This window comes from Paenibacillus sp. A3M_27_13, from assembly GCF_024213315.1.
In the GTDB taxonomy this organism is placed as follows: domain Bacteria; phylum Bacillota; class Bacilli; order Paenibacillales; family Paenibacillaceae; genus Paenibacillus; species Paenibacillus polymyxa_B.
In genome coordinates this window covers 12,188-30,289 of sequence record NZ_JANAVE010000008.1, presented here as the reverse complement: position 1 = coordinate 30,289, position 18,102 = coordinate 12,188, and the positions used below count along the sequence as shown (strand labels likewise).

Below are 18,102 nucleotides of genomic sequence, written 5' to 3'. Positions count from 1 at the left end.
TAATTTTATTGAATTTAATTCACTTAATCGATCAAAACGGTTTAAATGACCACATTATTTACGTCCTCCTTCCCGATTGCTAGAATGATCAACAGTTAGTTGATTGATAATGATTATCAGTTTCTCTGATAATCATACTGGAACGGGGGATAACGTATGGCAACACCGAAACAACCACTGCGCACAGGCATGCTGCTTGCAGCGATCCTGGCACTACTGACGGTCATTATGGCGGGATGTGGACGCCAGTCACAAGATAACAGCGCAGTAGCACCTCAAGCAACAGGCGACACTCGAATGATTAAACATGAGATGGGAGCAACCAAGGTTACAGGTACACCCAAAAGAATCGTAACCCTGGAATTCTCTTTTGTCGATGCCACAACCCAACTGGGCGTTACTCCTGTCGGCATAGCTCAGGAAAATGACGATGATATTGATGGGCTGCTCGGTAAGAAAATCAACTTCACACCATTAGGCACGCGCAAACAGCCAAACCTGGAAACGATTAGCTCCCTAAAGCCGGATTTGATTATTGCGGATCTGAATCGTCATAAAAGCATATACAAAGAACTAAGCGAGATTGCTCCGACCATTGTTCTAAAGAGCCGCAATTCCTCCTATGAACAAAACCTGGCATCCTTCGGTGTCATCGCCGATGCGTTGGGCGAGAAGGAAAAAGGCGAGCAAATTCTCACTGCGCATAAAGCTACCATGGAAAAGTTAAAAGAAGGCATCAAAGCTGGCGAGTCACGTAGCGTATTGCTAGGGGTATTCCGCTCTGATTCACTATCGGCTCACGGTGCTTCATCCTTTGATGGACAACTGCTGGAGCAAGCGGGTATTCACAATGCCCTTCAAAATACAAGCGAGCCTACCGTCAAGCTGACGCTGGAACAGATTGCACAAGCGGATCCTGATGTGATCTTTTTGGTGGAAGCCGATGAGAAGCTGATTGCGGAATGGAAGCAAAACCCGCTTTGGCAAAACATTACGGCAGTCAAAAAAGGGGAAGTTTACGAAGTGAACCGGGCACTATGGACCCGGTACCGTGGACTCGGCTCAGCCGAGAAAATACTGGAGCAAGCCATTTCGCTTCTGTATCCCGCGCAAAGTAAAGGAGACGGCTCCCGTTGATCGGACAAGTCTCACGCGACCGGCTGAATAAGCCGGTCTTCTTTGCACTTATCGCTGCGTTGCTGGCTGGATTGCTGCTCAGCGTGGCGATTGGCCCAGTCAGGATGGACATCCCCACCATGCTGACTGCGCTGTTCACCGAGCATCCGTCCAAGGATCAGCTCATTGTCTTGACGGTACGCCTACCGCGTGCCGTTATTGGCCTAATCGTCGGGGCGGGGCTCGCCGTGGCTGGAGCCCTGATGCAGGCCATCACACGCAACCCGCTGGCCTCGCCGCAGGTATTCGGGGTCAGCTCAGGCGCTTCGCTGGCTGTCGTGCTGTCCGTCGTGCTGCTGCCGAATATCGGATCGTCCGGCAGCATTTATTTTGCTTTTGCCGGGGCCATCGCAGGCGGCTCCTTCGTATATGCGCTGGCCGGAACGGCGGGCATGACGCCGGTTAAGCTGGCCCTTGCCGGGATGGCCGTGCATCTGTTGCTGGCCTCCATCACCCAGGGACTGCTCGTGTTCAACGAGCAAATATCCGATGTGCTGTATTGGCTCGCCGGAGCCATCGATGGTTCCACTTGGGCCGACACGCGTCTGGTGCTGCCATGGTTCGCCGTGGGTATGATCCTTGCGCTGGCGCTGGCCCCCGCGCTATCTGTGCTGAGCCTCGGGACGGAAGTCGCACAAGGATTGGGACAAAACGTACGTCTTGTCCGTCTACTGGCCTCGGCCTCAGTGATTATGCTGGCAGGCTCTGCCATAGCGGTAGCCGGGTCCATCGGCTTTGTGGGCCTGATGGTGCCGAATATCATCAAGATGTTTACAGGTGACAATTACAAGCGGGTCATTCCCCTGTCTGCAATCTGCGGAGCTCTGCTGCTGACATATGCAGACGTGCTTGGACGATTCATTGCATTTCCTTATGAGTCGCCCGTTGGTATTGTAACGGCGCTGGTGGGTGCGCCCTTCTTTTTATATCTGGCGCATAAGAACGGGAGGACTTCACGATGAAAAAACTGTGGATTTTACTCGCACTAATGCTGGGTGTTGCTTTTATAGCTATAGGCGTGGGCAGCACCTACATTACGCCCTCTGAGCTGATCACAGCTCTGACTGACCAGAATGCCTCTTCCTGGTTCATCGTTCACCACTATCGGCTGCCACGTGGTCTGCTGGCCATCATGGCCGGAGCTGGGCTGGCAGTAGCCGGTGTTCTGCTACAAGGCATGATCCGCAACCCGCTAGCCTCGCCAGATGTGGTAGGTGTATCCAAGGGGGCCGGCTTTGCGGCGGTTCTCGTCATCGTACTGCTACCCTCATCCCCAGTGGCGCTGTTGCCTGTAGCGGCCTTTGTCGGTGCCGGACTAGCTGCACTGTTGCTCGTACAGCTTTCGATGAAGGGAGGCATGCGTCCCAATATGCTAGCCTTGACCGGACTGGCGGTGGGCGCTATTTTTCAGGCTGCGACCGATTATATACTGGTCAAGTATCCACTCGAAGCCAGCGACACGCTCACTTGGCTAGCTGGAAGTCTGTGGGGAAAAGGCTGGGACGAAGTGTATGGGCTAATGCCGTGGTTAATCGTGTTGCTGCCTCTCGCCTATACCCTACAGCGTAAGCTCGACATTATGAGCCTAGATGAAGAAAGCTCTGCTGGGCTGGGACTTAGCGTGAAACGCGTGCGTACAGGACTGCTAGCCGTGTCAGTCGCCTTGGCTGCCTCCTGTGTTGCTGCCATCGGCTCCATCGGCTTTATCGGACTGCTGGCACCGCATCTGGCACGGCGGTTATTTGGGAATCGCCACCGCTATCTATTGCCCGGCTCGGCGATGATCGGCGCCCTGATTCTCGTCCTCGCCGATGCGTTGGGACGGGGGCTGAGGCCGCCGCTAGAAATTCCCGCTGGCATCGTGACAGCCGTCATTGGCGCGCCATATTTTCTGTATCTATTGCTGCGGGAACGCAAACAAAAAGGCAGCGGATAGGATTAGGATAAGAAGTTGCGCAGCGCTGCTAAACGCAGTACTATACTCTAGCGTTTAGCAGCGCTACCTGTACACCGATACGCCGATTAACTTCTTCTCTAAACGATTCATCATGCAGTAACCTCTTTTTAAAAACATTTATCATTTCAGGAAAGCTGGCATTTGTGCTAGGGTCCAAATCGTTAAAAAAGACAGCTAGCTCTGTCGAATGCCCTTCCTTATCTGTCGCATACATTGCCAGTGTCAAAACGTAAGCCGTGGAGCCTCCTTTTTGCCCAGTATGTTTCAGGAATTGCTGGTTTTCAGGAAGAACCATAAATGGTTCCTCCATGACCTCGGACAATAACTTTTGCTCAGCTTTTGTGAACCCTTGACGGCGGTTCAGCTTACTCATTAAAGAGGCATAATCGGCTGTCGTTGAAGCTATAAAACGATCCGTATTAATACGGTCATAATCCTGATCATACCAGGTCTCAATATCTGCGTTTTTCTTGTAAGAACCACTCACATCACGGCGCAGCTTGTTATGAATCACGCGGGCATATCGGCGAAACTCCGTGTCCGACATCGCCTGAATGGCTTCTTTGGCAGAAATATTATTCTTTGTATTATTCCAATTCTCACCTTGTCTCTCCTTCATCCATTCGTAGGGAATCAAAATGGAGGATACAAACGGATAAATGGGATCATGATTTTGCAGCCCCATTTTGGCTCTCGTCCGATTGATCGCATCCACCCCCAGTTTGTCCATTAAATACTCCGCATTGGCGTTGGAACTAAATTGAATCATCCCCTTGGCGACGTCTCGTACAGATACAGTTTCATTCTGTATCCGCCCTTTAGCCTCCATATTCTGTAGCCACGCCGTATGAGCACCACCATCCAAACCCGGCAAATAAAACCTTTCCAGCGAAATCAGCTTCACTCTGTCATCCGGGTTGATCTGATCCACCGCCGCTTGCTTGGCATATTCGATCGCAATGATTGTTTTGACGGTGCTCGCCAAAGGCATCATCCGGTTTTCCTCTTGGCCTGCCAGCTTTTTTTCATCTCTCAGAATCGTAATCGAAACTTTTTCTGCATTCTCCTCCACAAAATGAAGTAAACGCGTGGCAGCATCCTGTTCCTTTGTTTCACCCTCAACCTCGGCTGCAATCGCAGTTGTGGGCCGGACGGTATTCGGGGGATTAGCCACTTGATTCTGCATGAAAGATAGTAATCCTGTTGCCACTCCCATAACGATGAGCACTGTAGCCAAAATAGTTGCTACTATGATAAGGCGCTTTCGTTTCACTATAACCTCCCCCTGTATACACTTCATACACAGGTTTATTTTCCCATTTTTATATTTCAATTTCTATTTTAAACGAAAACACAGTACAAAAAGTTTCATTACGTGTCATATTTTCAAATAACATAAAAAAGAGAGCCACCTGTACATAACACAGGCTGACTCTCTTTCATTACCCTTCGACACTTATGCTGGATAGGGTACTTCGGTTCCATTCAATATGAGGTGCATCCGAATTTCCGCTTTTAAGGAGTCGGATACTGCACAATATTTTTCCTTACCCATCTGAATCGCTTTCCATACGCGGTAATCTGGAATATCTCCATCTACATTGAATGTCAGATCAATCGCTGTAAAGCCTGTCGGCATTTCTTCCTTGCGCGTACCTTCTGCGTCAATATCAATACGAGTAATGTCCGACAAGAAACGATCCAAAATCATTGTGATATCGATCCCCATACATCCTGCCAGACCTGCCAACAGCAGTTCCATGGGTGTCATCCCTTTACCATCACCGCCATAAGCCGCCGTAGCATCCATCCCTACAGAATAACCGGATGGTCCCTCCGAAGTAAACGCGCGTTTGCCGTGCCAAGTTGTAGATACTTTCATGTTCAAAGGCCTTCTTTCCATCTTAATAATCTATGATTTATCCTCGATCTTACTTTAAAATTCGCTGATTTGGCGTAAAAATTTCTGTGTTCTCTCGTGCTGGGGAGTGTCAAAAAACGCCTGTGGCGCTGCCTCCTCCAAAATGATACCATCTGCCATAAATATAACCTTGTCTGCCACCTCGCGAGCAAATTTCATCTCATGAGTAACGACGACCATCGTCATTCCGTCTTGAGCCAACTCTCGCATAACACCCAGCACTTCCCCTACCAGCTCGGGATCAAGCGCCGATGTCGGCTCGTCGAACAGCATAATCGCCGGGTCCATCGCCAGCGCACGTGCAATGGCTACCCGCTGCTGCTGTCCACCGGACAGACGTGAAGGATGTACATCCTGCTTATCCGATAACCCCACCCGCTCCAACAACCGTTGTCCGATGGACATAGCCTTGTCGCGCGGCATTTTTTTTACTGTCAGCAGTCCTTCAATGACATTGCCGATTGCGGTTTTGTGCGGATACAGATTGAATTGCTGAAACACCATCCCCGTCTGTTTGCGAATATCACGAATGGCTGCTTGGCGGACACGAACGGGAGCCGTAGCATCTACCTCAATCCCATTCACCTCAAACTTGCCGGAAGACAGCTCTTCAAGACCGTTCAGGCAGCGCAGCAAGGTACTTTTACCTGAGCCGCTCGGGCCGAGTAATACGACGATTTCACGAGCGGCAACCTGAAAATCAATGCTTTTCAGAACCTCTACCTGTCCGAATCGTTTACCTAATCCGTTTGTTGTTATCATCATCTATCATCTCCACCTTAATAAGCTCGAGCCAGACGCTTTTCCACCCGCTCCAGTATAGCGGAGAATCCAATGCTCATAATCCAGTACATCAGGCCAATTTCGAGCAGAAACGGCATGTAGAGCAAATACTGTGCCTGTAAAAGCTGTGCCTGTCGCATCAATTCACTGACCCCGATAACCGACACCAGCGACGTTTCTTTAAGCATACCTACAAATGTATTCCCCATCGGTGCAATTGCAATGCGTACCGCCTGAGGAAGAATAATGCGCCACATCGTTTGACCGGGCGACATTCCCGTCGCATAAGCTGCCTCGGTCTGTCCCTGGGGTACGGCTAAAATAGCTCCACGGAACGTCTCCGATAAGTACGCCCCTGTATTAATACTGAGTGCCAGACAAGCAGCCGTCAGCGATCCGAATGATATTCCATAATCATCCAGTCCGTAATAAATGACCGCAATCTGCACCAAAACCGGCGTCCCCCGAATGATCGATACATACATGCGCGCCAGCCATCGAGCGGGTCGATTCCCCTTCAACCGGGCCACAGCAACAACCAAACCAATGATTAGGCCAAAAAACATAGAGACAATCGTGATATAAAGCGTATAATAAGCACCCTTTAATAAAAAAGGGACGTTCTCCCACATTAATTCAAGCATCGGTTATATTCCCTTCTTTCAGACGAGTGGCCCCATGTCAGCATAAAAGCCAAGACTGGAGCCAGACGCCTCTAACAGGCTTACGTTATTCTTTTGGCTCCTCGCCAAACCATTTTTTGAAAATTGTTTTGTAAGTGCCGTCTTCCTTCATTTCCTTCAAAGCCTTGTTCAAGGCTTCTTTGAGCTCAGGAGTTTTCTGGTTAATAGCTACACCCGCTTGGTCCGATTTAATCGGCTCGCCTACGGCTTTAATTTGGAACCCGTTTTTATCAATAATGGGCTTGAGAGCATACAGATTGTTAATGGTTGCGTCAATACGGCCAGAGTTTAAATCCTTTAAGGAAGTAATGACATCATCAAACGTTTTAATCTCAAAATCGCCTACCTTCGGTAGTACTTCATTCCGCAGATAAGATTCATCATTCGTTCCCAAGCCGACACCAATGGTTTTGCCTTTAAAGTCCTCCAGCTTGGTAATATCATTTGTTTTGCTGTTTACGATAATGTTTACATTGTTTGTGATATAAGGTTCTGTGAAGTCAATGGCCTTCTTACGATCCTCTGTGATCGTCACCTGGCTAATCACTGCATCGAATTTTTTCTTTTGCAAACTTGGAACCAGTCCCGAGAATTCTTGTGCCGTGAACTCCGGTTTCACTCCAATCCGCTTCGCCAATTCTTTGGCGATATCCACATCAAATCCATCCAATTCCTTGTTGTCGTTCAAAAAATTGTACGGCGGATAGGTGCCCATCATGCCTACCTTAATTACACCAGCCTTCTTGATTGCTTCGAGCTGGTTACTCGCTGCCACATTACTGCTACCCGCTCCATTACTAGTATTAGAAGCTTCTGGCTTAGTACCGCAAGCGCTCAGCACAAGGCTGAACAATGCCAGAGCCATGAGTGTAGTTACCAAGAACCCTTTTTTACGTGTTTTCATGTATCGTTCTCTCCTGTCTGGATGTAAATGATTGAGTTCTTCTATGTGATTTGGCTATATTATTTGTTGCCAACGCCCCATTCATGCGATGTTGCACATCTAGCTTTGACCTAATAGTCCATAAAACTCAAAATTAGCCGCCTCTGCTGCCAATCTTTTAGCAGTTATCTGCGTGATGTGGTCATGTGTTCCCTCTGAACCGAATAGCCAGCGTGTAATGACACCTTCGATCATACTCATGAGTAGTGCCGCCCTTAATTCGACATCCAATTCAGCAGGCAACATGTTCAGCTCGATCGCTCTTTCCATATTGCGCCGGAATGCCAGCTCCATCGCGGCCCTTGTCTCTCGGATACTCTGGCGCACCGGTTCATCGACACCGCTGCCGATCAGCAGCAAACCCATCAGATAGCGGTTCTCCAATGCAAAATCAAATAACCGAACAAACAGCGCCTCTGATGCCTTAACCATATCAGCCAGCGTTCCCGCGTCACGGCGATATCCCTGTCCGATCGCTGACAGTAGTTGTTCACGACCAGTAGCGATAATCTCCAGCGCCAGTGCCTCTTTACTTTTAAAATGCCAATAAAACGTGCCTTGGGCTACTCCCGCCTCTACCACGATATCTGAAATCTTCGTTTGATGGTAACCCTGCTCGGCGAACCGCTTCAATGCAATGTGAAGAAGCTGTGTTCTGCGGTCTGTTTCTTCTCCCGCGTGCTCAGCAGGTTGGTCATTTGAGACGGTCTCGGACTGCTTCGCCTTCCGTGGCTGCATGGGTTTCCTCCTCCCGATTGATCAGTCAGTCAGTTTTGTATTTTTAATCCTATAGGATAAGTATACTTTTGTCAAACGAAAAAAGAGAACCTCCACAGAGGTCCTCTTTATCCTATATATTACTGCTACAGCAATGCTTTTGCCGCAATATCCGTACGGTTTTGTTTACCTTCAAAGGTAATACGATCCGCCTGTTCGTAAGCTTTGTTCCGTGCCCCGGCAATATCACGTCCCAAGCCGACCACACCTAATACACGTCCGCCGTTCGTTACCCACTCACCCTGTTCGTTGATGCCTGTTCCAGCATGGAACACAATGGCTTCGTCTACCTGTTCCAATCCGTGGATAGGTACGCCTTTGGCGTAAGCTGCAGGATAACCTCCGGATGCCAGTACCACGCACACCGCCGCTTCATCCTTCCACTCAATCTCCACCTGATCCAGCGTGCCATTTACAGCAGCGAGAAATATATCGAGCAGATCGGATTTTAAACGAGGCAGAACCACTTGAGTTTCCGGATCACCGAAACGTGCATTAAACTCAATGGTCTTCGGCTTGCCGTCCGGCGAAATCATCAATCCGGCAAATAATACACCTCGGAACGGGCGCCCTTCAGCAACCATCGCCTTGGCCGTCGGCTTAATAATCGTCTCAATAGCTTCCTCAATAATGGAATTGGCTATGTGAGGCAACGGAGAATACGTACCCATGCCACCTGTATTCGGCCCTTTGTCACCATCAAAAATTGGCTTGTGGTCTTGCGCCGCAGCCATCGGACGAACCGTTTCACCGTCGACAAAGGAGAGAATCGACATTTCCTGACCAGCCAGAAACTCCTCGATCACGACTTGTGCCCCGGCTTCACCAAACACCTTGGCCACCATAATGTCAGAGAGAGCCTTTTCCGCTTCCTCCATCGAGTACGCGACCGTTACCCCTTTGCCTGCCGCCAGTCCGTCTGCCTTGATGACGACTGGGATCGGTTGCTCCTTCAAGTATGCATGTGCTTCCTCGTAAGTATAAAACTTGCGATAGGTTGCTGTCGGAATATGATATTTATGGAGCAAATCCTTCATGAAGATTTTGCTGCCTTCAATTTCAGCTGCATTTTTACGCGGTCCGAAGACTGGAATGCCTTTCGCTTCAAAAGCATCCACAATGCCATCTGCCAGCGGATCATCGGGACCAACCACGACAAGTCCTACCTTTTTGGATTCCGCCAGCTCTGTCAGCGCGTCAAAGTCACTCACCGGAATCGGCACGCACTCCGCTAACTGTCCGATACCAGCATTGCCTGGTGCGCAATAGATTTGCCCGGCCTTGGGGCTCTTCTTCAGCGCCCACACAATTGCATGTTCGCGGCCGCCCCCTCCGATAACCAAAATATCCATTCAGGTGTTTCCTCCCGCTCCCATTAGATTGTTCAGGTGAAAATGCTGCTGCATCCTCAACTCATACAAGTTAGTGCTTGAAATGACGTACGCCTGTAAAGACCATGGCAATGCCGTATTCGTTAGCAACCTTGATGGACTCTTCGTCTTTGATGGAGCCGCCCGGCTGAATAACTGCTGTGATGCCTGCTTTAGCTGCCAACTCCAACGTATCGCCCATCGGGAAAAATGCATCGGATGCCAGTACGGCACCTTTTGCTTTGTCACCGGCCTGCTCGATAGCAATCTTGGCCGCACCGACACGGTTCATTTGTCCTGCGCCTACGCCAATGGTCATATTATCTGCCGCCAGTACGATGGCGTTGGATTTCACATGCTTAACCACTTTCCAGCTAAACAAAAGCTGTTTCAGTTCTTCCTCGGATGGTGCCCGCTCCGTTACAACTGTAAGTGCATCCGAGTCTACAGCGTGAATGTCATTTTGCTGAACTACCATGCCGCCTTCAATGGAAGTCACGACGAAACGGCTCTCTGCCTGTTCAGACCGGGAAAGCTCACCCAGATCAAGCAAACGAATATTTTTCTTTTTCGTTAAAATCTCCAATGCTTCTTTCGTAAATCCCGGTGCCAGTACAATTTCCAAAAAGATCTCACTCAGCTTATTCGCTGTATCACCATCAATAATCCGGTTAGCCGCTACGATGCCACCAAAAATCGAGGTTGGATCAGCTGCATACGCCTTGCTGTACGCTTCATAAATACTGCCGCCGATTCCCACACCGCAAGGATTCATATGCTTAACTGCTACTACTGTAGGTTCGCTGAATTCTTTAACGATTTGCAAAGCAGCATTAGCATCATTGATGTTATTGTAAGACAGCTCTTTGCCGTGAAGTTGTTTCGCTGTTGTCAGTGTACCCTTTGCCGCCAATGGCTCACGGTAAAATGCCGCCTGCTGATGCGGATTTTCGCCATAACGCAAATCCTGGATTTTTTCATAGGTTACAGTGTAACGCTCAGGCAACGGCTCGCCTGCCACATTCGACAAATAATCGGATATCAAAGCGTCGTATGACGCCGTATGACGGAAAACTTTTGCGGCCAAACGCTTACGGGTATTCAGTTCCGTATCGCCATCCTTACGGATTTCCTCCAACACTGTGCTATAGTCATCAGCATCGACCACCACACTGACAAAAGCATGATTTTTTGCCGCAGAACGCAGCATCGTTGGACCGCCGATGTCGATATTTTCAATCGCGTCCTCATAAGTTACACCGGGTTTGGCAATCGTTTCCGCAAAAGGATACAGATTCACAACGACCAGATCTATATAACCCAATCCAAGTTCTTTCATCTGACGCTGATGCTCTTCATTATCCCGAACAGCCAGCAAGCCGCTGTGTACCGCAGGGTGGAGTGTTTTAACACGTCCATCCATAATTTCAGGAAAACCCGTTACCTCTGAAATGCCGATGACGGGAATGCCCTCCTTCGACAACAAGCTGCTCGTTCCCCCTGTCGAAACGATCTCCACACCCAATTTGGACAACTCGCGGCAAAATTCCACGATCCCCCGCTTATCCGATACGCTGACGAGCGCTCTTTTAATACTCACCCTGTCTCCTCCTTTAGCTCTTTCAGAATTTTGCAAAATTCTCTTTTATCATTTTATTTCCCGAGAAATATCGGAAAATGCCTGTACAGCATCCTTGATATGACAATGATATGACAAATTACAATCATTCTTAGAGAAGTGAAATCACTTTGCGACCATTTAATTGGATTTTGCCTTGGGCCAATTTGCCAACTACCTCTGGATATAGCTGACGTTCCACGGATTGAATGGCTACGGATAAGGATTCCGCTGTATCATGGTCGTCAACTTCCACGACACGCTGGGCAATAATGGCACCCGTATCCATGCCCCCGTCCACAAAATGAACGGTGACGCCACTTACCTTGACCCCATAGGCCAATGCCTGTCCAACAGCATCTTTCCCTGGAAATGCCGGAAGTAGTGACGGATGAATATTAATGATTTTTCCTGCGTAGGCATCAACCATGACACTGGATAGCAAACGCATATAGCCAGCTAACACGATGAGATCAATTGATTTCTGATCCAGTAAAGTCACCAGTTCACGCTCATAGTCTTCTCGAGAAGGATATTCCTTGGGTCGAAAAGTATGGCACGCAATTCCAGCTTTCTGTGCTCTAGCTACGGCAGGAGCCGCAGGCTTGTCACAGATGAGCAGTTCTACCGAGGCGCCGCCCAGTTCTCCTCGTGCAGCCGCATCCACCAATGACTGAAAATTCGTCCCCTCGCCTGATGCAAAAACAGCAATCCGGTACTCGTTCATTACACCTCGGCTCCCGTAAAGGTCACGATAGAACTGCCTTCCGTTACTTTTCCGATCACATACGCAGCTTCGCCCTGTTCCTTCAGAACTTCCAGTGCAGTCTGTGCATGCTCTTCGCCTACAACGATTACCATCCCAATTCCCATATTAAAGGTTGTGAACATGTCTTTGTTGGAGATTGCGCCTTTTTCCTGCATGAGCTGGAAGATTGGCAAAATCGGCCAAGTGCCGTATTCTATATCCACATTGACGTGATCCGGTAACACTCTAGGGATATTTTCAATAAAACCGCCACCTGTGATATGCGCCATACCTTTTACTTTTACCTTGTCCAGCAATGCCAAAACGGATTTCACGTAAATTTTCGTCGGCTCCAGCAGTACATCGCCCAGTTTGCCGTTCAAGCCTTCGATTTCATCATGCAAATCATAGCCCTGCTGTTCCAATAACAGCTTGCGAACCAGTGAGAAGCCATTACTGTGTACTCCGCTGGAGGCCAGTCCGATCACTGTATCTCCGGAAGCAATGGAGCTACCGTTGATGATTTTGCTTTTATCTACAATCCCTACCGTGAATCCGGCAATATCATATTCACCCTCGCTGTACATCCCTGGCATTTCTGCGGTTTCACCGCCGACCAGCGCACAGCCCGATTGATGGCAACCCTCTGCGATTCCAGCGACTATAGCTTCAATTTTCTCGGGTACAACCTTGTCACAAGCGAGGTAATCCAGAAAAAAGAGTGGCTCCGCGCCCCCGACGATAATGTCGTTTACACACATCGCAACCGCGTCAATACCAATGGTGTCATGACGATCCATTGCGAAAGCAAGCTTCAGCTTCGTGCCGACACCATCGGTACCGGAAACGAGTACAGGCTCATCGTACTTATCCTTATTCAGGCCGAACAACGCACCGAATCCGCCCAAGTCCGTCAGCACTTCGGGACGGAAGGTACGTTTAACGTGCTTTTTCATCCGTTCTACTGCTTCATTACCGGCAGCGATATCTACCCCTGCGTTTTTGTATGCTTCGGACATTCATGAACACTCCTTCAAATGATTGACCCTCCTAAGTCCTCCCTAGCAGGGAGGATTCCATGGGGCTGCTCCCCCTGGACCCCTCAAGAGTCGGTCAGATGTGTAAGGTTGGGTGCTGCTTGGTGGTTGGTTCGTGCTGTGAGTCGCGTGTTGTCCTTTGTATTCGTGGGCTATACCCGCGAATACAAAGGACACGCTTTAGTGCAAGGCCGCCTATGCAGCGGCGGCGGGGCACGTCCCGGGCTGTTTGCTTCGCAAAGGCGGGGACGTGCCGGTCAAATAAGTGAGCAGCGCCAACGGGCGGCTTACTTATTTGACCATTGAGGCAGGCAGCTTCGCCTTGCCTGCTGTTGAGCTTCGCTTCGCTGGCTCAACCTTATAAGAGCAGGGTGACTTTTTGTGAGTCACCGCTCCGTTAAAAACTCATGGCATGAAATAGTTATGCCATGAGTTTTTAACTGCCTTACCTATCCTCTTCCCCGTGGGAACAGAAGAGGTACAGGCACTGCTGCAAAGGGATGTACAACTGAGAAACGCAGCGGGTGGAAGGATTCTGGAGAAGCGAAAGCGTTCGCCTTTGCCGCTGGATTCTAACCCTGTAAGGGTTATTCCAATCCAAGAATCCAGCGGCAACAGCGATCGTAGGAACCTTCCACACGCGGAGTGGCCCCCTCAAAACCGCCATCCCATTCCTGCCATGCACCACTGTGCCTCTTTTGTTCCCTTTTCTCAACAACTACATCCGAACTTTTCTTCACCTTTGAAATCTACCTGAGTCGGGTAATCATTATCGAAACAGGCTAGGCACAAGCCGCCTTTGTAATCCTGTTCGTTATATCCTCCTACAGCGGCAATCAAACCCTCGGCGCTCATAAAGTAGAGCGAATCGGCGTTAATTTCCTCACGAATTTCCTCGACGGTTTTGGACGAAGCGATCAGTTCCCGGCGATCCGGCGTGTCGATGCCATAGAAGCACGGGTTTTTGAAAGGCGGTGAGGTAATACGTACATGTACCTCCAGTGCCCCTGCATCCCGCAGCATATTCACGATTCGACGGGATGTAGTGCCCCGTACGATAGAATCGTCGATCATAATGACTCGTTTACCTTCAACAACACGGCGTACAGCGCTCAGCTTCATTTTCACACCCTGCTCGCGTAGCTCCTGACTCGGCTGAATGAAGGTACGTCCAGTGTATTTATTTTTAATCATACCCAACTCATAAGGAATACCTGTCTGCTCTGCATAACCAATCGCAGCCGAAATACTGGAATCCGGCACTCCTGTCACCAGATCCGCATCGACAAAAGCTTCCAGCGCCATCTGGCTCCCCATTCTTTTGCGTGCAGCATGAAGATTGGAACCATTCAAATCACTGTCAGGACGGGCAAAATAAATATATTCCATCGCGCACAGTGCTTTACGATGCTTGCCTTCACTGTAACGGTCTTCGTGCAGACCATTTTTGTCCAACACCAACAGTTCACCCGGCTCGATATCGCGCAACAGCTCTGCTCCAATCGTTTCCAAAGCACAGGTTTCGGAAGCAAACAAATATGCATCACCTAATCTGCCCATCGTCAACGGACGCAAGCCATTGGGATCAGAAGCGACCAGCAGTTTATCATTGGTCATAATGAGAAAAGCAAATCCTCCGACGATACGCTTCAATGCATCTTTGGCGGCCTCCACCAAATCCTTGGACGATCGTGCGATCAAATGCGCCACTACTTCTGTATCGCTGGTTGTTTGAAAAATAGACCCGCCCTGCTCCAGCTCATGCCGGATTTGCAAAGCATTCACGATATTCCCGTTCGTAGCTACCGCTAGATCCCCATCACGATACTTAAACACCAAAGGCTGTGCATTCGTTAGCTTACTGTCTCCACTTGTCGAGTAGCGCACATGTCCTATGGCAATATCGCCTGTCAGCGAAGCCATCAAATCTTTATTGAATACTTCTTTTACAAGCCCCATTCCACGATGATAATGGAACTCGTCGCCACTGCTCACACAGATGCCCGCACTTTCCTCCCCGCGATGCTGGAGTGCATGCAATCCGTAATATGCTAGGGAAGCGGCATCGGAGTGTCTATATACTCCAAACACGCCGCATTCCTCTTTTAATTTATCAAACAGCCCCTCTTTACCAGAGCCTTCATTATAATAATCTCCAGTCCACAACGTCCGTGCTGTTATTTCATCAGACATGGAATGACATCCTCCCAGATTTGCTTCAAACTGGCGACTGCCTCGTTCAAAGCGGGTTGTCCGTTCACCTCAACTGTCAATTGTGATCCTTCAACTTTTCCTAATACGGTAACTGGCACTTCCAAACCACGCAGATGTGCTTCCAGAGCAGACGCTTTATCCGGCGATGCAGATAACAAAATACGGGATTGAGTTTCGCTAAACAACGCATGGTCAGGACGCAAGCTCGTTTCTACGTTGACCTGTGCTCCCAATCCGCCGCTAATCCCGGATTCTGCAAGCGCTACAGCCAATCCGCCCTCTGCCAAATCATGCGCAGATTGTACCAATCCGGTCTGAATCGCTCCCAGTACCGCAGTCAGCAGTTTTTTCTCTACGTTCAAATCCAGCTCAGGTGGGCGTCCCTCGGATACACCGTGTACGACAGCTTGGAACTCACTGCCTCCCAGCTCGGCCTTCGTTTCCCCCACTAGGAAAATTACATCACCTTCGGCTTTGAAGCCTTGTGTCGTAATATGATCTGTATCATGAACCAGTCCTACCATACCGACAACAGGCGTCGGATAGATGGAGCCTTTGGCATTTTCATTGTACAAGCTGACATTGCCCCCGATAACAGGTGTATCCAGTACACGGCAAGCCTCTGCCATACCGTCCACGGCTTTTTCCATTTGCCAGAAAATATCCGGCTTTTCAGGGTTACCGAAGTTCAGGTTATCCGTAATCGCCAACGGCTCGCCGCCGGAGCATACAATGTTACGCGCTGCTTCGCTGACTGCAATCCGTCCACCTACCTCTGGATCAAGGTATACATAACGTCCGTTACAATCTGTCGTCATGGCGAGTCCCTTACGAGTTCCGCGCACAGTCACTACAGCTGCATCCGATCCCGGACGAACGGCTGTACTCGTGCGAACCATGTAGTCATACTGCTCGTATACCCATTTCTTACTGGCTACACTTGGTGAAGACAGCACCTTTTTCAACGCACCGTTCAAATCCGTCACTTCAGCGTAACGCAGTGTGTCAATAGCAGCATTTTGCTCATAATAAGCAGGGACTTCGGAAGGCTTGTCATAAATCGGACACTCGTCAACCAGCGCCGTCACTGGCATATCTCCGACCACTTCATTGTGATGGAACAAACGCAAACGACCGTCATCCGTCACTTTACCGACCTTGGCACAAATAACACCCCAACGCTCGAAAATTTCCAGTGCCTGTGCTTCATCCTTAGGCTCTACTATGAACAGCATCCGTTCCTGTGATTCGGACAGCATCATTTCATAAGGTGTCATGCCCTCTTCACGCTGCGGTACCTGATCCAGATACAGCTCCAGGCCGTTGCCAGCCTTACTCGCCATCTCCGCGCTGGAGCAGGTAAGTCCTGCGGCACCCATATCCTGAATACCCAGCACAATACCGCTGTCGATCAGTTCCAGACAGGATTCCATAACCAGCTTCTCCATAAAAGGATCGCCTACTTGAACCGCAGTCCGGTTCGCTTCAGATTCTTCTGTCAGCTCAACCGATGCGAATGTCGCTCCGTGAATCCCATCACGACCTGTCGGCGGGCCCACATAGAACACCGGGTTACCGACCCCCTTAGCAACACCACGCTGGATCTTATCATGGTCAATCAGTCCAACACACATTGCATTAACGAGCGGATTGCCTTCGTAGCTTTCATCAAATACAACCTCGCCACCTACAGTCGGAATACCGATACAGTTCCCGTATCCCGCAATACCAGATACCACATGCTCGAACAAATATTTCACACGGTCGCTCTCCAGCTTGCCAAAACGCAGAGAGTTCAACACCGCAACTGGTCTTGCACCCATGGAGAAAATATCACGGATGATACCGCCTACCCCAGTCGCTGCCCCTTGAAAAGGCTCCACAGCCGACGGATGGTTATGACTTTCGATTTTAAATACAACCGCTTGGTTGTCACCGATATCTACAATGCCTGCGCCCTCGCCGGGTCCCATCAGAACTCGCGGACCGCTCGTTGGAAAACGACGCAGCAACGGCTTAGAGTTTTTGTAAGCACAATGCTCTGACCACATGACACTGAATACGCCAATCTCCGTATAATTCGGCTGACGTCCCATGAATTCACAGATCAACGCATATTCACTGTCCGATACACCCATCTGCTGATACAGTTTATGTTCGGCAACCTGCTCTGCCGTCGGTTCCTTAGCGGACACTTGCTGCGCCATGTCGATCCCTCCAAGCATTCAAAATAGATGTAAACATACGTTTGCCGTCATCCGTTCCGAGCAATGCGTCCACCGCGCGTTCCGGATGAGGCATCATGCCCAGCACGTTTCCTTGTTCATTACAAATCCCTGCGATATCCGTCACGGAACCGTTTGGATTATCTCTATACGTAAATACGATCTGGTTATTCGCCTGCAAGCGAGCCAGCGTCTCATCATCACAGTAATAGTTGCCTTCGCCGTGGGCGATCGGAATGACGATCTCTTCACCAGCAGCGTAATCTTTTGTAAAAGGTGTTTGGTTATTCGCAACCTTCAACACCGTATCATGGCAACGGAACTTCATCGACAGATTACGGCGCAAAGCGCCTGGCAACAGCCCAGCTTCGGTCAGAATTTGAAAACCGTTGCAAATCCCCAAAATATATTTGCCCTCGGCAGCCGCTTTGGCAACTTCCTTCATCACCGGAGCAAACCGGGAAATCGCGCCGCAACGCAGGTAATCCCCGTAGGAGAAGCCTCCTGGAACAAGAATACAATCATAAGGCGACAGATCCGTCGCAGTATGCCAAACATAATCGACAGGTTCACCGACCGTGTCCTCTACCGCCTTATAGCAGTCAATATCACAGTTGGAGCCCGGAAAAACCAGAACTGCAAATTTCATG

At 49.6% G+C, this 18,102-nt stretch carries 18 protein-coding genes; 4 read left to right on the top strand and 14 right to left on the bottom strand.

The features are described from left to right. Positions 1–156: 156 nt before the first annotated feature. The 3 genes from NLX82_RS21805 to NLX82_RS21795 are packed head-to-tail and all read left to right on the top strand — an operon-like array spanning position 157 to position 3,112. The gene (locus NLX82_RS21805) at positions 157–1,137 is read left to right on the top strand and encodes an ABC transporter substrate-binding protein (RefSeq protein WP_254349054.1); all 981 of its coding nucleotides are present in this window, start codon (positions 157–159) and stop codon (positions 1,135–1,137) included. Further along, positions 1,134–2,138 carry a FecCD family ABC transporter permease gene (locus tag NLX82_RS21800; RefSeq protein ID WP_254349053.1) on the top strand — a complete coding sequence of 335 codons (1,005 nt, stop codon included), beginning with the start codon at positions 1,134–1,136 and terminating at the stop codon, positions 2,136–2,138. The genes NLX82_RS21805 and NLX82_RS21800 overlap by 4 nt, the downstream gene beginning before the upstream one ends. Beyond that, entirely contained in the window at positions 2,135–3,112 is a 978-nt protein-coding gene (locus NLX82_RS21795) for a FecCD family ABC transporter permease (protein WP_254349052.1), read from the top strand. Before NLX82_RS21800 ends, NLX82_RS21795 begins: the two co-directional genes overlap by 4 nt. Before the next feature lie 40 nt (positions 3,113–3,152). Here NLX82_RS21795 and NLX82_RS21790 read toward each other — a convergent pair whose 3' ends face one another. The 10 genes from NLX82_RS21790 to purM all read right to left on the bottom strand — a co-directional run bounded on the left by NLX82_RS21790 (position 3,153) and on the right by purM (position 12,995). Further along, positions 3,153–4,406 (bottom strand): serine hydrolase, encoded by a 1,254-nt coding sequence (locus NLX82_RS21790; RefSeq protein WP_053324654.1) that lies wholly within the window; start codon positions 4,404–4,406, stop codon positions 3,153–3,155. Positions 4,407–4,589: 183 nt separating this feature from the next. After that, on the bottom strand, positions 4,590–5,015 hold the full coding sequence (locus NLX82_RS21785; protein WP_076295796.1) for an OsmC family protein: 426 nt from the start codon (positions 5,013–5,015) through the stop codon (positions 4,590–4,592). A 54-nt stretch (positions 5,016–5,069) separates the two neighbouring features. Next, a complete protein-coding gene (locus NLX82_RS21780) occupies positions 5,070–5,819 on the bottom strand; it encodes an amino acid ABC transporter ATP-binding protein (RefSeq protein WP_081366795.1) in 750 nt (249 codons plus the stop codon). A 14-nt stretch (positions 5,820–5,833) separates the two neighbouring features. Beyond that, positions 5,834–6,481 carry an amino acid ABC transporter permease gene (locus NLX82_RS21775; protein WP_023987058.1) on the bottom strand — a complete coding sequence of 216 codons (648 nt, stop codon included), beginning with the start codon at positions 6,479–6,481 and terminating at the stop codon, positions 5,834–5,836. A gap of 85 nt (positions 6,482–6,566) precedes the next feature. Continuing rightward, positions 6,567–7,424 (bottom strand): substrate-binding periplasmic protein, encoded by an 858-nt coding sequence (locus tag NLX82_RS21770; RefSeq protein WP_254349051.1) that lies wholly within the window; start codon positions 7,422–7,424, stop codon positions 6,567–6,569. Between the two features lie 99 nt (positions 7,425–7,523). Continuing rightward, on the bottom strand, positions 7,524–8,201 hold the full coding sequence (locus NLX82_RS21765; RefSeq protein WP_075153736.1) for a TetR/AcrR family transcriptional regulator: 678 nt from the start codon (positions 8,199–8,201) through the stop codon (positions 7,524–7,526). A gap of 125 nt (positions 8,202–8,326) precedes the next feature. Further along, on the bottom strand, positions 8,327–9,592 hold the full coding sequence (gene purD / locus NLX82_RS21760; protein WP_023987055.1) for a phosphoribosylamine--glycine ligase: 1,266 nt from the start codon (positions 9,590–9,592) through the stop codon (positions 8,327–8,329). A 70-nt stretch (positions 9,593–9,662) separates the two neighbouring features. Next, entirely contained in the window at positions 9,663–11,210 is a 1,548-nt protein-coding gene (gene purH / locus NLX82_RS21755) for a bifunctional phosphoribosylaminoimidazolecarboxamide formyltransferase/IMP cyclohydrolase (protein WP_254349050.1), read from the bottom strand. A gap of 130 nt (positions 11,211–11,340) precedes the next feature. Then, the gene (purN, locus tag NLX82_RS21750; protein ID WP_076293327.1) at positions 11,341–11,955 is read right to left on the bottom strand and encodes a phosphoribosylglycinamide formyltransferase; all 615 of its coding nucleotides are present in this window, start codon (positions 11,953–11,955) and stop codon (positions 11,341–11,343) included. Further along, a complete protein-coding gene (purM, locus tag NLX82_RS21745) occupies positions 11,955–12,995 on the bottom strand; it encodes a phosphoribosylformylglycinamidine cyclo-ligase (protein WP_053324651.1) in 1,041 nt (346 codons plus the stop codon). The genes purN and purM overlap by 1 nt, the downstream gene beginning before the upstream one ends. A gap of 138 nt (positions 12,996–13,133) precedes the next feature. Between purM and NLX82_RS21740 the strand changes: the two genes are divergently transcribed. Then, the gene (locus NLX82_RS21740) at positions 13,134–13,319 is read left to right on the top strand and encodes a hypothetical protein (RefSeq protein ID WP_143757184.1); all 186 of its coding nucleotides are present in this window, start codon (positions 13,134–13,136) and stop codon (positions 13,317–13,319) included. 281 nt (positions 13,320–13,600) lie between these two features. On the opposite strand, the gene NLX82_RS21735 is transcribed toward NLX82_RS21740, so the two are convergent. Genes NLX82_RS21735 through purQ form a run of 4 tightly spaced genes read right to left on the bottom strand, consistent with a single transcriptional unit; the run spans position 13,601 to position 18,101 of the window. Further along, positions 13,601–13,753, bottom strand: a complete 153-nt coding sequence (locus tag NLX82_RS21735; protein WP_179086217.1) for a hypothetical protein — start codon at positions 13,751–13,753, stop codon at positions 13,601–13,603. Continuing rightward, positions 13,725–15,206: an amidophosphoribosyltransferase gene (gene purF / locus NLX82_RS21730; RefSeq protein WP_023987052.1), complete on the bottom strand. Its 1,482-nt coding sequence runs from the start codon at positions 15,204–15,206 to the stop codon at positions 13,725–13,727. Before purF ends, NLX82_RS21735 begins: the two co-directional genes overlap by 29 nt. After that, the gene (gene purL, locus NLX82_RS21725; RefSeq protein WP_254349049.1) at positions 15,191–17,434 is read right to left on the bottom strand and encodes a phosphoribosylformylglycinamidine synthase subunit PurL; all 2,244 of its coding nucleotides are present in this window, start codon (positions 17,432–17,434) and stop codon (positions 15,191–15,193) included. Before purL ends, purF begins: the two co-directional genes overlap by 16 nt. Then, positions 17,412–18,101, bottom strand: coding sequence for a phosphoribosylformylglycinamidine synthase subunit PurQ (purQ, locus tag NLX82_RS21720; RefSeq protein ID WP_023987050.1), 690 nt, complete (start codon positions 18,099–18,101; stop codon positions 17,412–17,414). The genes purL and purQ overlap by 23 nt, the downstream gene beginning before the upstream one ends. Between the last annotated feature and the right edge of the window lies 1 nt (position 18,102).